This is a genomic window from Leptospira langatensis, assembly GCF_004770615.1.
GTDB lineage: Bacteria > Spirochaetota > Leptospiria > Leptospirales > Leptospiraceae > Leptospira_B > Leptospira_B langatensis.
Genome location: NZ_RQER01000004.1, coordinates 300,915 through 316,328 on the forward strand (window position 1 = coordinate 300,915; position 15,414 = coordinate 316,328).

8 protein-coding genes are annotated in these 15,414 nt (G+C 44.8%); 1 reads left to right on the top strand and 7 read right to left on the bottom strand.

All coding sequences use genetic code 11. The annotated features are described in order from the left end of the window. Positions 1-42: 42 nt before the first annotated feature. The 7 genes from EHO57_RS05625 to eat all read right to left on the bottom strand — a co-directional run bounded on the left by EHO57_RS05625 (position 43) and on the right by eat (position 13,353). The gene (locus tag EHO57_RS05625) at positions 43-264 is read right to left on the bottom strand and encodes a hypothetical protein (protein WP_135646117.1); all 222 of its coding nucleotides are present in this window, start codon (positions 262-264) and stop codon (positions 43-45) included. Continuing rightward, entirely contained in the window at positions 264-1,418 is a 1,155-nt protein-coding gene (locus EHO57_RS05630) for an RHS repeat-associated core domain-containing protein (protein ID WP_135646116.1), read from the bottom strand. Before EHO57_RS05630 ends, EHO57_RS05625 begins: the two co-directional genes overlap by 1 nt. A gap of 461 nt (positions 1,419-1,879) precedes the next feature. After that, positions 1,880-8,992: an RHS repeat-associated core domain-containing protein gene (locus tag EHO57_RS05635; RefSeq protein WP_135646115.1), complete on the bottom strand. Its 7,113-nt coding sequence runs from the start codon at positions 8,990-8,992 to the stop codon at positions 1,880-1,882. A 306-nt stretch (positions 8,993-9,298) separates the two neighbouring features. Further along, positions 9,299-9,529 (bottom strand): hypothetical protein, encoded by a 231-nt coding sequence (locus EHO57_RS05640; RefSeq protein ID WP_135646114.1) that lies wholly within the window; start codon positions 9,527-9,529, stop codon positions 9,299-9,301. A 209-nt stretch (positions 9,530-9,738) separates the two neighbouring features. Continuing rightward, complete coding sequence (eutC, locus tag EHO57_RS05645; protein WP_135646113.1) at positions 9,739-10,515, bottom strand: ethanolamine ammonia-lyase subunit EutC; 777 nt, start codon at positions 10,513-10,515, stop codon at positions 9,739-9,741. After that, positions 10,512-11,906: an ethanolamine ammonia-lyase subunit EutB gene (locus EHO57_RS05650; protein WP_135646112.1), complete on the bottom strand. Its 1,395-nt coding sequence runs from the start codon at positions 11,904-11,906 to the stop codon at positions 10,512-10,514. The genes eutC and EHO57_RS05650 overlap by 4 nt, the downstream gene beginning before the upstream one ends. A gap of 121 nt (positions 11,907-12,027) precedes the next feature. Beyond that, a complete protein-coding gene (gene eat, locus EHO57_RS05655) occupies positions 12,028-13,353 on the bottom strand; it encodes an ethanolamine permease (protein WP_135646111.1) in 1,326 nt (441 codons plus the stop codon). Between the two features lie 183 nt (positions 13,354-13,536). Between eat and ilvD the strand changes: the two genes are divergently transcribed. After that, positions 13,537-15,393 (top strand): dihydroxy-acid dehydratase, encoded by a 1,857-nt coding sequence (ilvD, locus tag EHO57_RS05660; RefSeq protein ID WP_135646110.1) that lies wholly within the window; start codon positions 13,537-13,539, stop codon positions 15,391-15,393. Positions 15,394-15,414 lie beyond the last annotated feature (21 nt).

Genomic DNA, 15,414 nt, shown 5'->3' on the forward strand with positions numbered 1-15,414 from the left:
CACGTTCATTTTCATTATTTGGAACTTTAACAATTCTTTAATTTACTCATTCCCTGCGTTAGAATTTTGGCAGGCCACCAGACCTAGCAATGCTAATTCAAGAGTTTGCTGCTGGGTACTTGGATCTCCTGGCAGAAGAAAGGCCGTAAAAATCTGCTTTTCGCAGTTCTGTTTATTCTTCTTTTTTAACTCATTCTGCTGCCAAGGAGTATTGCAACCATGTTGAGTAAAGATTAATAGAATTATTGCTAATATACTTTTCATTAATAAGACCTCGGAAAAGGAATGATGACTATACCAAGAGATAAGAATATATTGAAAATAATATACTCATTTCTTGGATTAGAAGGAACTTGAGAAAAGAAAACATTTCTAAAAATCAGATAGTTCAAGTATGCATCCGAATAATTATGTAAATAGTCATTTGTACCTGCTCGAACATCTGCATTCGTTTCCAAATAGCCACCTCCAGATGAACCCTGGAATGGCCGGGATAGCGCACTAGAGTAATAGTCAATCCCACCCCAGTCATAAAACTCACTTATATGCCCATATTCGTGTTGAAGAGAATTCCGATAAGCATACTTGGCTAAAATTCCATTTCCATGTCTTCCCATGTAGATTACTGGAGCTAATGTTATTCCACCTCCGCCCCAGCCCTCATCTTTTAAGATATTTCCAATGCCCGAATTTTCTATCAACAGGGCACCGTGCCTAAAAGATAATTTTGGCAAACCATAACCGTTTAAAAGGTTATATGAAAGGCCGACATAGAATTCGAAAGTCAAAGCAATCGAATTTACGATAGCAGCAAGTGTATAGCCTACTATTCTTACTGCTCCCTTGAAAAGCATGCCCCTGCTCAAATCATGCCCTATCGACTGGAAGCTCGGACTATTGCCATTGTGGAAATTCTTACCAAGTATGTGGCCCACGATCCGGTTAAACATGTGAATCGCTTGAGATAAGTTTACATGCCCGTTCGGATCTATACTGTTAGTCGGATTTCCACCCACGTACATGTATCTATTGAGACCGTTGATCCCCTGATTTGCTCTATCATCAGCTTGGATGAATCTTGCTAAGAAAGGATCGTAATAGCGGGATTTGTAATAGTAAAGCCCCGTGTCCTCATCTAAGATCTGACCTGTGAATTTATAGCGGAATATATCCGGACCACCAGATTCGGTTGTGTTCATTTCTCCATAGGGGAGATAACCAACGTAGCTTACTCCAGATCTTCCTGGACCGGATACTGGATTTCCGTTACCGTCTGTGAGCATGGATGTAGATCCGAGTCTGTCCGTTTGGTAAAAGAATCCCCCAACCGCAGGTACACCTGAGCCGTCTATGCCTGAATTGCTTTTGGGCGACCCCGCTACAGCGGGCCGGGCTACTACGGGTTCGCTATCGCTCATCCCTTCGCCACTCCATTACTTTTATCTTAACTCTTCTTCACTCTCTGCTCGGGACTTAAGCCCTACGTATCCCTGTCGCAAGATCGTGAAGGAGGATCTTTCTTTTTTACTTAAGCTCCGCTGCACAATTGTGCAGTCGGGGTTAAATTTACCTTTTTACATTCCGCAAAGGCTGCAAGAAAAAATTCCTGATAAGCCATCAATCAATCTTTAATCTATTTCTGGCATTGAATCAAATACAATAGAAAGAAATTCAATGCATCAGTTTTCTCTGCAGGAGTATAATTAGAACTACTATTAATTGCATCAACAGAGGTAATGTAAGTCTTTATACAATTATTTTTCACAATATTTTCCGAAGGTGCATTGCATTTACTAAAAAATAAAACAAACGCCAATGCAACAATTACTAAAGTTTTCAATTTCATCAACGTCTTACCTATTCCATAATGTAGCAAAAACTATAACGATTGATCAGTAATCTGACTAGTGTATATTCCATAAAGTATACCTAATATCTCATTAGAGCTTAAGAGTAAAAAATATATTCTATTAACTATAATATTATATCCATATTGATTTGTTCCTCCCAAGGAATCTGCATGAGTTTCTAGATACGGAGCCATATTCCTTTGCAAAGGTCTATCAAGCACCCGCCCAAAGAAATCCAACCCATTCATACTGTAAAATTCGTCTACATGTCCATATTCATGCTTGATGGTTGCGTTCCATACCATACGGCCAAACCAATCGCCTGGTTTCTTATACATGAAGATCACCGGTCCAGGTGTAAGCGCTCCGCCATTGCCAAGCACAGGAAAATCATGAAGTAAGTTACCCAATCCTGAGTTCTCTACCACCACCGCTCCATGCTTAAAGCTGTATTGAGGTAAACCCTTACCAGTTGCAAAATTGTATATCGTACCAAATTGAGAATCAAGGAAAAGGATCTGCGCATCCAACAATAATGTCGGAATCTTTTGGATCCAACGACCAAGCCATGTTACACCCTTACCTAGCAAACTATGAGACAAATCATGCCCGATCGACTGGAAGCTCGGGCTATTCCCGTTGTGGAAGTTCTTACCAAGTATATGACCCACGATACGGTTAAACATGTGGATCGCCTGAGATAAGTTCACATGCCCATTCGGGTCTATGCTATTAGTCGGATTCCCACCCACATACATGTATCTGTTGAGACCATTAATCCCTTGGTTCGCTCTGTCATCTGCTTGGATGAATCTTGCTAAGAAAGGATCATAGTATCTGGACTTGTAGTAATATAGCCCTGTGTCCTCATCCAAAATCTGGCCAGTAAACTTGTAACGGAATATATCCGGACCACCCGATTCGGTTACATTCATTTCCCCATACGGGAGATAACCTACGTAGCTTGTCCCTGACCTTCCAGGACCAGACACTGGGTTTCCGTTACCGTCTGTGAGCATCGACGTAGATCCAAGTCTATCCGTCTGGTAAAAGAATCCTCCTACTGCTGGTACACCAGATCCATCAATACTATTACTGCTCTTAGATCCAATCGCTGTCGTATTCTCTAAGGCAGACGGAATTAGATTCCAAGGCCCTGCATTGCTCGAGTTAAGTCCACTGCAGTCTTGTAGAGCAAAGGTCCCTGTTATAGAAACTAACAGTACTGGCGTAGAAAATCCTGCGATCCTCATTCGCTGGAGTAACTCGTTGCCTTTAAGTAGATACGGATATGCTAAGTAGAGCAATCCTACAAAGAATAGAATGTATCCAATTCTGAAAGCAAATGTTGGAATTCGATTCTCAAAGAATGCTGAGTAGGCAAGGAAACGATCCACTGGTGCAGTGAGTCTGTTCTTCCAATAGGTGCTACAATCCACTGTTAGATTCGTGCATAAATTAAATGGATCGAACCAGTTTCCTATTCCGCCGGCGACTCTTAGTTCATCGCTCTGCGTGATGAGAGTAGGATTTGTACGAGTGATTTGGGTGAGTATTTCTCCACCAAGTCCTTTCACATACATGGTATGTTTCGCTGTTTTACTATGATCTTTTACGATTTCATAATAATCGTCTATGTTATAGGTTACTAGATTCGTTCTTATATTTTCCGACTTAACTCGGTTCCCTGAATAGTCGTATGTATATCTGAGTCGCTCTCCGTGTTGCGTATGATACTCCGTCATCTTGCCGAAACTATCATAGAAAATTGCCTCTCCATCTCGGAACGTCATGTTCCCAGAAGCGTCGTAGGTATAATGGATCGTTTTGCGTCCACTTACTACCTTCGTCACTGCGTTTGCATGGGTTGAGTCTCCGTAAGTAAATACTACGTTTCCTTTTTGGAGTAGGTTTCCATTTGGCGTATAGCTATAGTTCTGTGTTCCAAAACTTCCTTTCGCTGTTAGGAGACGATTATCTAGATCATACGTATACGTATGGCTTCTACTCGCATTCTTAAGGTCCGTTTGTTTTAATACATTCCCTGCTGCATCGTAGTCATAGGTTAGAGATTGTAAGGTCGTGCCTTTCTTATTCGTAGCGATCTGCGATGTCGTTTGGAATGTGGACAGATCTATCTTTACATCTGTGACGATTCCGTTTCCGGCGGTCTTTCGGAACACTGGGCTTCCATCTGTAAACAACGGTCCTGTGTATTCTACTACACTCACTCCCTTGCTCTTTCCATCCGCGCTATCTATTGTTACTTTCTCTAGATTGCCGTTCAGTGAATAGCTCTGGTGAATTTTCGATCCTTCCGGGTAGGTAATCGTAGTCGCCCTACCCAATGAATCGTAATCGATCTTCGTGATCAGATGATATCCATCGATAGCCTTCGTTTGATGGATCGGTTTGCCTTGTGCTCCATATTGTAGCTCTGTCGTTCCAGACCCATCTGCGACCTTCGTCATCCTTCCGATTCCGTTAGGTGCACTTGTGTCGTCATACGTGTAACTGATTGGAGTTTCACCTCCATTCGTTCTGGTACTCTTGATCCTTCCGATCGAGTCGTAAATGAAGCTTAGAGATTTATTTCTTGCGTCGGTTTGTTTCGTCACTCTTCCCAATATGTCATATGTATAACTGACTGCTCCAGAATTCGGATCGGAGACGCTGGTCCTTCTCCCTGCTAGATCATACACAAACTTCGTAGATAATCCGGCAGGGTCCGTGATCTGAGACGGCTGTCCGTTCGGCGAATAGGTTGTCGCAATCGTTTTACCGTTCTCGGTAGTGGAAATGATCTGGCCCAATTCATTCTTGGTTTGGCTAAACGATTTCGTAATATTGTCAGGATACGTAACGGATTTGGAAACAGAAAGTCCCAAGTAAGAAATACTCGTAACCGTCGGACCTTTGGCATCCGTATATGTATTCCCACTCGAGCGAAGGTCCGGATCCTCGTATTTGTATTCCGTCCAGAAAGGAGAAGTTGTCGTAAAATACGGATTCGATTTCTTCACGAGCAAACCGGTCCGATAATCATATACCGAATCTGTGATCAAAGACACTCCACTTGCCGCTGTATCCGATACACTACGCAGAACATTCTCAAATGGATCCGAATATTCTGTAACTGTAGTTTGGATCCCGCTCGTTGTATCCCGGATCGTTTTGGTGACCGATTGGTTCTGAGAAAGATCGGATAGATTGAATCTGGCCGGATTATCATACTCGTACGATTCGTTCCAGTCTGAATTTCCTCGATACGTCACCTTCGACAATCTTCCAAATCCATCATAGGACTTTGAAGAAATCACTCCGTTCGGATCTGTATGCGAGATCTCTAATCCCAAGCTAAGATCGTAGTTAAACTTTTCCGTATGCCCTAAAGCATTCTTCTTCTGGATCGGAAATACATGGATCGTAGGATCATACACGATCTGAGACACATTTCCCAGAGCATCCGTTGTCGATACAGGATTTCCAAATGGATCATATGTATAACTAGTATTTTGTTCTACTCCGCTTCCAGAAAACAAAGTGATCGAAGTCACGGTATCTCCATTATATGCAGCCTTTCTGTCCATTACCAAAGCTCCATCCACAGACTTTTTTAATTGGATCGGTCTTCCAATCCTCCAATTTGTAGTATCATGAAGTAAGGAAATATCGTTAGAAGTAATATGCGTACCCGCAATATCCGTTTGGTTCTTAGGAAAACCGAAAGAATCCAGAGTATAACTCGTGTTAGTTGCCAGATCCAAAGAGCCGTTATGATACGAACTCTGGGACACTTGGGTCGCCATGGCGATCTCCGTCCCGAAAGGATTCGGGAATTGGAATCCGCTATAGATCGTCTGAGCGATCAAATTCCCCGAAACATTAAAATTACTAACAGTCATCGGAGTGTCTGCCAAACGATACTCGCTTTGGTTGAATTCGCTCAGCTTATAGAAACCTGTGCCTTGGTCCGTTTCCTTGACGCTGGCAAAACCGAGACTTCGCATAATATCTCTTTGGCCCAGATAGAATCTCGCATTCTTATATTCGAAATTCTGACCGATGACTACACCCGAACCCACATTTGTAGAAATGTTCGTAACCAATTGACCAGGAGAAGTATCCGGCACATTCGGATAATTACCGCTGCCTACAAGGATCGCACCCGAATGCAGATGTTTGGAAGAATAACTAACGTTCTCGGATTGGACCCCGTTCGTTACGGCGACCAGATCGTCTTCATCCGAGGATTTTGCATTCGCATTTCGAACGATCACATGGCCTTGCGTCTTATCCTGCCAAAGCTTGATCAAAAGAGCGTCCTTGGAACCGTCCCCATTCACGTCTTGGATAATAAACTGACCCTGGTCCGCCCGATACACACCATTCGTGGTTTGCTCGTTCAGAGTAAATTGCCCGAACCCGAAAGCGGAATTATAGGAAAGAGCACCCGCTCCGTTCGAAATATACGTTTCTACTCCCTGAGTTTCCTTATTATACAGGACCAGATCGTCCAACCCGTCCGAATTCACATCGGAAAAACTAAATTGGATCGCCTTCGTTCCGTCGTCCGCATTTAAATCGCTGGCAACCTGAGCCGCAAAGCCTTTGCTGGAATTTAAAGAAACCTTAATCTGATTTCCCACCACCGTCACAAAATCAGGAAGATTATCCGAGTTTACATCCCCGAAAAAACTTCTCAAACGATCCGCGCTCGTACCAAGATCGTTCGGAACGGTAGTCGCAGTCTTGGAACTCAGATCGAATGTGGTTACATCCAATCTATAGCGGATCGTCCCGTTCGCACTTGCATTCAGGTCGTTCAATTGATTCTGTAGATCCGTTTGCGTAGAAGTAACAGGACCGATTGTACCCGCATACACAAGTTGCAGATCGTCTGACAAAGTGTTGGGAACCGGGATTGGAGTCCCGACAAGAGCCGCCTGCAATAGAGTGATATCGATATAATTCGGATCTGAATTCAAACAAGCTACATTCTCTCCGTTGCTATTCGGAACGAGAACGATATCATCCATCGAATAATTCCCAATGCCTAAACTAGAAAGATAAAAACCGCATCCTCTCAAATAATAGTCCGTAAGAGAATTAAAGTCGGAGCTGGAAACACTGGATGCGCCCAGAGTGATAACAGTATTTAAGATATCACTTTCCGTATTGTATTCATTCGTGATCGAATCGGCCTGCGCGTTTGCAGCTTGGAGTTGTGCGTTGATCTGGGTGTACTGAGGATTTTCGCTGTACTGTACCAATCTTACATACTCTGCCTTCCCGTCCGAATCCATGTCCATGAATTCGTTGATGAAATAATTCGAAGTACCTGCAATTTGGATCGCATTCGCAAAGCTACCCTTTTGGTTTAAGTAAATATTGAAATTCGAACCGTCATAATGAATGAAATCCGCAAGACCGTCTGAGTTCATATCTGCAAACCAATCCGCAGGAGCCTTATCTGCCGCCATTCTCTTAGGGTTCGTACTGGAATGTTCGAAAAAGTAAGAATAAGGAGCAAACGACTTCATATTCCGATTCGCCGCCGGGATCACAACATTAGAGAAACTGGAAGGACTACTAAAGGAGTTCGCTTGGGAATAAATAACGTTCAGTTTACCGCCGTTCTCGAAAGCAAAATCAGTTCTCCCATCTCCGTCCAAGTCCGCCGCTTGGAAAAAAGTATTATAATGCAAAGGAAGGATCGGGCTCAAGAAACTCGCATTCGGATCGATGCCGCCGTTTTGGACTGTCCAGGCGCGCAAGCGGATCGAATTATTCGTTTCGGAACCGACCACACTCGCAAAGTCCAGGATCCCATTTCCATCCAGATCCATAGGGGTCCAATACGTAAGCCCCGAATCGATACCGGATGCGCAATACGTAGGACCGCCCCAATTATTATAATCCAAGCAAAGAGAAGCCAAGTAATTAAAGAACCCTACGTTACCGCTCCAACAAGGAGCGTAAGCCGCACAAAGACAAGCAGAAGGACCGCTATTGCAACTTTCCCTGTCTGGCACAGGAATATGCATCGCATATTGGAGATAGTCTGCGAGCCTCTTATCCGTGGCAGTAGGTTGAGTCGGTAGAGGATTCCCGAAAAGAAGATTTGCATACAGCAAAAGGCCGCTCGGAACAAATAGATTCACATTCGAGACAGTAGAGTTCAAGTTCGTATCCGCAGGAGGTTGCAAAAGGAAACCATCACTGCCGTACGTAAATTCAAGATCCGCATAACTTTCGGAGCCGAACGCATTCGATTCTTTTCTCTTAACGGAGCTAAGAACGGATCTCCCGGTAGTAGCTCCGATAGAATAATCAAAATCATATTCTCGGATCAAGGACCCGTCAGCATAGATCTGGATCGCATCCAAACGTTTCGTGGTTTTAACTAAGGAACCGCTAGAGTAACTTGGGAACGAATCCGGTCTGGAATCTGAATATTCAAATTTAATACTGCGATTTTGGTAGGTGATCTCGTTCGGATAATATTCTCCGTTAGAACTATCTTCAATATACGTAATATTATAACCGTTACCGAAAGGATCGCGGACCTGGCTCAAAGCCCAAGCGCGAATCGACCCGCTTCTTCCTATCGCTTCGATCCTAGAATCGCTCGTAGAACCGTAACTATACGTCACCCCATCCTTATCGGTCGCCGTCCAAGAACAAGGGCCGCTCCCGCAAACACTATTAGGAATGAATTGAGCCCAAGATTCCTTGCGACTATGAAAATTGGACTGGTTCCCGGAGACATCTACCAGAGCTCCTACCTGATCGGAAAGAAAACGATCCTTTCCGTCATAATTGATCCCAAAATTCTGATCTCTAGAAATAGAAAAGATTCCCTGCAAATCCCAACCCACTCCAAGGATCCCATTCTCACCGCCCGAATTATAAGAAAGTGATAAGGCGGGGACTATCCCTTTAGTGCCCGGAGGAAGAATGATCTCAATCGAAGAAGACAAGGCTCCGTTAGGCAACGCAGCAAGTTTAGGAAGAGGTTGGGGAACCAAAGTACCCGTAAGGCTTTGGATTAGGGATCGGATCGAAAAACCGCTGAACAATACGAGCACGAGTAACGGAAAACAAAATAGAAGAACAATTTTTCTTAGGGTCCGATTCATAAATACCAAGTAGAACATTCCTAAACGGCAATCCAGAATGTGAACGATTGCGCATCAATTCACGGATTGCCGAGTTATTTGTACTCGGAATATGCCGAAATATATAAAAGTAAGTCAATGGAATTTAGAAAAGATCAGAAAAAAGTCTGAATGGATTGGAAAAATTTATAGGATTTATTAATAGAAATGAAATCTTCTCTAACGCAGAATATTAAACGAACGTTCGCCAAAAGGAGCCTTGCTTAGAATCATTTAAAGACAGAAAGGATTATAGCACATTTCCTAACGAAAGTTGGACATCCCAACCTATCTCACTCCCTGGCCGCTTCTCTCCACCAAGCTATCCAACTTGATCAGACCGGAAACCATATCCTTCATCGCCGAACGAAAGATCTTTCTTTGTTCAAGATCCACGTTATGCCCAGCGACATCTGCTTTCATAGATTCTAAGGTATCGCTTACCAAGGCCAAGATACCGTAGATAGGTTCTTCTTTATTTGTAGAATCGATGATGAACTCTATATTTGATTTATACATTTTCGTTTCCTTTTTTCCGCCTTCCGAAATAGTTTTATGAAAAACATTTCGGATCTATTTATCATAAAAAACTTATTCCTTTGGGGAGAGTGGTTCAAGTCGAATTTGCCAATTTGAACCGCCTTTTAAAGATTTTTCCGAATCTTCTTATTGTATATCCCGATGACCTTGCTTTTGCTCCAGGTGTTCGAAATAGAATATTGAAGATATCAATCGATTTGAATCTCCGATGTATTCGGATTTTCTAAAAAGTCCGGGCTCATCTCATCCTTTAAATCCACTCCAGATATCCCTCTTCTAAGCGATTCGGAAAGCAGATAGATCGTCTTTTCTGCGGCCCTTCGGAAAACCAGACCATCCGGTCTTATATTCGAGATGCAATTCCTGCTCTCATCCGTCTTACCCGTTTTCGGATCGAAGGTAAGGTACATTCCCAAGCTATCTGCAGAAGTCAATCCTGGCCTTTCTCCTATCAACATGACAGTAGCCCTCGCTCCCAAGGGCTCCCCTATCTCATCGCCGATCGCAACTCTTCCTAATTTTGCCAATACAAAAGGGCCCATTCTGAATTTCTTATATACTAATAACGGAAGAAGGACTGCAAGAAAGGGAATTAAATTCGAATCCAATGCCTTAGCAGAAAGACCGTCAGCGGCAACGATCACTAGATCGTATTCTCCCCGTAGCGCTTGTAGCTTTCTGAGAGAAGGCTCCGATAACCTTCGTCCTAGATCCGGTCGAAGCAGATACTCCTCCCGATTGCGAGCGAGACTTTCTACCGTAACTGCTTCCATATTCAGATCCTTTCCGAAGCGCCCCAGTTCGACTTGTAATTTCGGAAAGTCGGGCTCGACTAAGACTGCATCCCTTGCTCTTGCATGATCCAATCTGAATTTCAAAAGTTCTTTTGTAGGAAGGGATCCTCCCGATCTTCCTAATCCAATTCTAGCAGAAGTGAGCGCCTTCCATTCTTCCCATGAGATCATTTGGATCTTTCTCCCAGGATCCCTTCTAATAAGAACTTTCCCTTATTTTCCTTGGGCAGGAACACATGAGATTGATCGAATAAGCCGGATTCCAAAAGCCAAGTCTCAAATTCGGGAGCTGGTCGAACGCCAAAAACCTGGCGCAAATACAAAGCGTCATGAAAAGAAGTACTTTGATAAGATAGCATAACGTCGTCGGCGCCCGGGACTCCCATGATATAATTGCATCCTGCTGCGCCAAGTAAGGTAAGAAGATTGTCCATATCGTCCTGATCAGCATCCGCATGGTTTGTATAGCAAATGTCCACTCCCATCGGAAGTCCCATGAGCTTACCGCAAAAATGATCCTCGAGACCTGCCCTTACTATTTGTTTTCCATTATATAGATATTCCGGACCGATAAATCCAACCACTGTGTTTACGAGAAGTGGATCGAATTTCTTTGCGACTGCATAGGCTCTCGCCTCTAAGGTTTGCTGATCGATCCCGAAATGTGCTCCCGCAGATAATGCGCTTCCCTGGCCTGTTTCGAAATACATTACATTATTCCCGACGGTCCCTCGTTTTAATTCCAATGCCATTTGCTGGGATTCTGCCAAGATGCTCAGATTCACTCCGAAACTCTTGTTCAAGGCCTCGGTTCCCCCGATAGACTGAAAGACCAGATCCAAGGGCGCACCTTCTTCCATTGCTTTCATAGAAGTAGTTACATGACAAAGAATGCAAGACTGGGTAGGGATAGAATACTTTTGGATAATAGAGTCCAACATTTCCAAGAGAGCGATCACCGTAGGAACATTATCCGTCGCAGGATTGATACCTATGACGGCATCTCCGCTTCCTAAAAGAAGACCGTCCAAAATACTAGCCGCGATCCCCTTTGGGTCGTCTGTAGGATGATTCGGTTGTAGCCGGGTCGACAGTCTCCCAGGAAGCCCCAACGTATTTCTGAATTTGCTGATAACAGGGGATTTCTTTGCAACCAAGATCAGATCTTGGTTGGACATGAGCTTGGAAACCCCAGCAAGCATTTCCGGAGTCAGACCATCCCTGAGTTTTGCGATCTCAGCAGAGCCTGTTTTTTCATCCAATAGAAGATCGCGCAACTCTCCAACAGTAAAAGAAGAAATAGGAGAGAAGGCTTGCTTGTCGTGAGACTCCAGGATAAGCCGGGTCACCTCGTCTGTCTCCGCAGGCACCAATTCTACATTCAAAAATTCTGATAGATGCAGATCGGCGAGTGCCATTTGAGCGGCTATCCTTTCCTCCTGGGTAGAAGCCGCTACTCCTGCAAGCTCATCTCCCGATCGAAGAGGACTTGCCTTTGCCAGAAGGCTTTTTAGATCCGGAAATGTGTACGTTCTGGTCCCTAAAACGGTTCTATATCCCATATTCAGTCTCGAGTGAAATTCCTAGAAATAATATCCCGCATTCTTCTCGAATATCCATCGCAATCTATTTGGAAAAAACAACCGAGCAAGAAATTTGCGATGGAGGAAAAGAAAAATACTCTCATAATTCGGGGACTCTTTTGGCAAAAAGAAGTTTTCTCGCCCATAAGATCCCGCTCAGTAAGATCAAAACAAAGACCGCGAATAATCTAGGATGCTGCCAAGCAGTGACTGCGAATACCAAGACGGATAACATGAGCGCGATTGCCGGCATCCATAATCTTCCGGGAACTACAAAAGGTCTTTCTCGATCTGGCTGTTTTCTTCGCAAAACAAAGAAGCTGATCATGGATCCTAAATATAATAACAAAGCGCCGAATGCAGAAAGAGTGATCAATTCCGCGGTCTTACCGGTTAATAAGGCGCCGATCCCAAAAGCTGTATTCGCAAGCAATGCATTCGCGGGCGTCTTGAATTTTGGATGTACCTTCCCGAAGAAAGAAGGCAAGAACCTTGCCCGTCCGAATTCGAAGCTGGCCCTACTTCCGGCTAGAATAATTCCATGAAAGGAAGCGATGAGTCCGAACAATCCGATCGTGATCAATAAGTGAAAGGCCCAGCCTGTCTCTCCATACAATTTGCGTAAGGCTAAAGGAAGAGGATAATCCGAAGCGGGACCTCCGGGCACAGAATAAACGATCATCTGCCATCCGCCTACCCCTACGGAAGAAAAGAAGACTAACGCACAGAGGAGCACCAAGGTCCCAAGCGCAGACCCGAATCCGATCAGGATATTTTTCTGTGGGTCCTTGGTTTCTTCCGCGACATTGGCTACGCCTTCTATCGCCAAAAAGAACCAGACTGCAAACGGTAAGGAAGCAAGAGCACCGGACCAACCGTTCGGCAAAGGGTCCAAGCTAAACTTCTCCCAAGAAAAACTAGGCAATGTCAGTCCGGAGAATAAAAGTAATTCAAAAACTGCTAATATAGTTACCCCTAACTCGAAAGAAGCCGCGGACTTTACTCCCAAAATATTCAAAGCGGTAAAGAATAGATAGGCAAAGATAGAGATCCAAACCGGATCGATCCCGGGGAGAAAAAGAGAAAAGTACGCTCCGATTGCGGCGGCAATCGCAGGAGGAGCAAATAGGAATTCGATGAGTTGGGCTGTGCCCACCAAATAGGCCCAACGATTTCCTAAGGCCTCCTTTGCATAATCAAAGGCTCCTCCTGCTTTCGGGATCATGCAAGCGAGCTCGGTATAGCTAAAGGAAAAGCAAACATACAGCAGAATGATGAGTAAGGTAGCAATTCCCAAACCCAGGGTCCCACCCACTGGCAATCCTAGATTCCAGCCGAAATACATTCCGGAGATCACATATCCCACTCCCAGACCCCAAAGTAGCCAGGGCCCGAGACTTCTATTTAGTTCTTCTTTTTCTTCCATTCTCTTCTATGTTTTGCAAAAACTATGCCCGTTCGCTTTCTATTTCGGCTTTAATGGATTGCAACCAACTTGTAGGAGCTCCTACAAAACGCCTGGCGGATAGATCGGACCTTGGTCCGATTACTTCTCTTCTACCCATCGGAAAAAACTCGACGTCTAACCTTGTACCAGGTAGCGTAAAATATGCCTCAGTACAGATCCCGCACATCCACTCACGGAAGAAATATGGCCGGAGCCAGAGCCCTTTGGAGAGCCACCGGTATGAAAGAAGGCGATTTCGGAAAACCGATCATCGCAGTCGCAAACTCGTTCACACAGTTCGTTCCGGGACATGTCCACTTAAAAGACCTAGGCCAAATGGTCGCGAGAGAAATCGAAAAGGCGGGAGGCGTCGCCAAAGAATTCAATACGATCGCGGTAGACGATGGGATCGCGATGGGTCATGGGGGAATGTTATATTCCCTTCCTAGCCGGGATCTGATCGCCGACTCGGTTGAATATATGGTGAACGCACATACTGCGGACGCACTCATTTGTATTTCCAATTGCGATAAGATCACTCCTGGAATGTTGATGGCCTCTCTCCGATTGAATATTCCTACCGTATTCGTTTCCGGTGGTCCTATGGAAGCAGGAAAGGTCAACTGGAACGGAGAGATACGAAAACTAGACTTAGTAGATGCAATGGTCGAAGCTGCTAACGAAAAAGTTTCCGACGAACTAGTGAGCCAGATAGAACGTTCCGCTTGCCCTACCTGCGGTTCTTGTTCCGGGATGTTCACTGCAAATTCGATGAACTGTCTCACAGAAGCATTGGGACTTTCTCTTCCGGGGAACGGTTCCACTCTTGCCACTCATGCGGACAGAAAGGAATTATTCCTAACCGCGGGTAAACTGATCGTCGAACTCGCAAAACGTTATTATGAGCAAGGAGACGAATCCGTTCTTCCTAGAAATATCGCGACCTTCCAAGCATTCCAAAATGCGATGAGCTTGGATGTTGCGATGGGCGGTTCCACAAATACTGTGCTCCATATCCTTGCAGCGGCAAGAGAAGCGGAACTGAACTTTACTATGAAGGACATTGACGAGATCTCTCGCAAGGTTCCTTGCATTTGCAAGGTCGCTCCTGCCACTCAAAAGTATCATATGGAAGATGTTCATAGGGCCGGTGGGGTCGTAGGAATTCTATCAGAATTAGATCGAGCAGGGTTGATCCATCGAGATGTTGCCACTGTTCATTCCGAAACTCTAGGAAAAGCATTAGAAGAATGGGATATAGTTCGCCAGAATGCAGACTCCAAGGCATACGCATTATTCTCCGCGGCACCGGGAGGGATTGCAACCACCGAAGCCTTCTCCCAATCCAGACGTTGGCCTGAGTTGGACTTGGATAGAGCGAACGGATGTATTCGAGACGTAGAGCATGCCTATTCCCAAGACGGAGGCCTGGCAGTTCTCTACGGAAACATAGCTCCGGAAGGTAGTATCGTAAAGACTGCAGGGGTAGACGAGTCTATCTGGAAATTCAAAGGCAGAGCCAGAGTCATGGAAAGCCAAGAAGAAGCTGTCGCTATGATCCTGGGCAACGAAATTGTAGAAGGTGATGTGGTCGTCATTCGCTATGAGGGGCCTAAGGGCGGCCCCGGAATGCAAGAGATGTTGTATCCTACTTCTTATCTGAAGTCCAAAGGGCTTGGAAAGGCCTGTGCACTCTTGACGGACGGAAGATTCTCCGGAGGAACCTCCGGACTTTCCATCGGACATGTTTCTCCGGAAGCGGCTGCCGGTGGAGCGATCGGCTTGATAGAAGAAGGGGACATCATAGAGATCGATATTCCCGACAGATCCATTCACTTGAGAGTTACGGACCAAGAATTGGCAAAGAGAAGGGAAGCCATGAACGCAAAAGGTAAGGAAGGTTGGAAACCTAAGTCCAGAAAAAGATTCGTTTCCGCCGCCTTAAGAGCGTATGCAGCATTGACTACTTCGGCCCATACCGGAGCGATTAGAGACGTAAGCCAAGTAGAACATACCTAAAATTCCGTCATAGCGATCCGA

What these genes read in the sequence shown, in the direction of transcription:
- EHO57_RS05625 (WP_135646117.1), bottom strand. Translation starts at nt 264, where the DNA reads ATGAAAAGTATATTAGCAATAATTCTATTAATCTTTACTCAACATGGT.
- EHO57_RS05630 (WP_135646116.1), bottom strand. Translation starts at nt 1,418, where the DNA reads ATGAGCGATAGCGAACCCGTAGTAGCCCGGCCCGCTGTAGCGGGGTCG.
- EHO57_RS05635 (WP_135646115.1), bottom strand. Translation starts at nt 8,992, where the DNA reads ATGAATCGGACCCTAAGAAAAATTGTTCTTCTATTTTGTTTTCCGTTA.
- EHO57_RS05640 (WP_135646114.1), bottom strand. Translation starts at nt 9,529, where the DNA reads ATGTATAAATCAAATATAGAGTTCATCATCGATTCTACAAATAAAGAA.
- eutC (WP_135646113.1), bottom strand. Translation starts at nt 10,515, where the DNA reads ATGATCTCATGGGAAGAATGGAAGGCGCTCACTTCTGCTAGAATTGGA.
- EHO57_RS05650 (WP_135646112.1), bottom strand. Translation starts at nt 11,906, where the DNA reads ATGGGATATAGAACCGTTTTAGGGACCAGAACGTACACATTTCCGGAT.
- eat (WP_135646111.1), bottom strand. Translation starts at nt 13,353, where the DNA reads ATGGAAGAAAAAGAAGAACTAAATAGAAGTCTCGGGCCCTGGCTACTT.
- ilvD (WP_135646110.1), top strand. Translation starts at nt 13,537, where the DNA reads ATGCCTCAGTACAGATCCCGCACATCCACTCACGGAAGAAATATGGCC.